This window comes from Roseburia sp. OM02-15, from assembly GCF_003481835.1.
Classification (GTDB): Bacteria; Bacillota; Clostridia; order Lachnospirales; family Lachnospiraceae; genus Eubacterium_I; species Eubacterium_I ramulus_A.
This window is the reverse complement of record NZ_QULX01000010.1, coordinates 1-570: the sequence shown is the minus strand read 5'-3', so window position 1 is coordinate 570 and position 570 is coordinate 1. Positions and strand designations below refer to the sequence as shown.

Here is a 570-nt window from a genome sequence, read left to right as displayed (position 1 = left end):
GAACCTTTTTAACAAATTATAGCAAGAATTCTCCTTCCTCTACAGGTGGGAGATGAATTGCAAAAATAAATATAAAAAGCAAAACAGAACGCTTGTTCTGTAATGAGAAATATGGTATAATACAATCAGTCGACACCGATTGAGGTTATTCGCAGCTATATTGAAACACAGGGGGAGAAAAAGCGATGAACATGGCATATCGTTTTCGGATATATCCAACCAGAGAGCAGAAAAACCTGCTTGCAAAGACCTTTGGTAGCTGCCGTTTTCTGTATAACCAGATGCTGAGCGATAAGATACGGGAATATGAAGTCTCGAAAAAGATGCTGCGGAATACACCGGCGATGTATAAAAAAGAATATCCGTTTTTGAAAGAAGTGGATGCTCTGGCACTTGCAAATGTGCAGCTGCATTTGGAAAAAGCATATAAAAATTTTTTCAGGGATCCGAAAAGTGGTTTCCCAAAATTCAAGTCAAAACACAGAAGCAGAAAAAGTTATACGACGAACCGGGTAAATGGAAATATTCAGGTAGAAGATTACCGGATAAAACTGCCGAAACTTACGTGGA

1 protein-coding gene is annotated in these 570 nt (G+C 38.6%); it reads left to right on the top strand.

The genetic code is table 11. The annotated features are described in order from the left end of the window. Positions 1-185 precede the first annotated feature (185 nt). On the top strand, positions 186-570 hold a 385-nt coding region (locus DXB15_RS10470), incomplete at its 3' end, for an RNA-guided endonuclease InsQ/TnpB family protein (protein ID WP_147589965.1).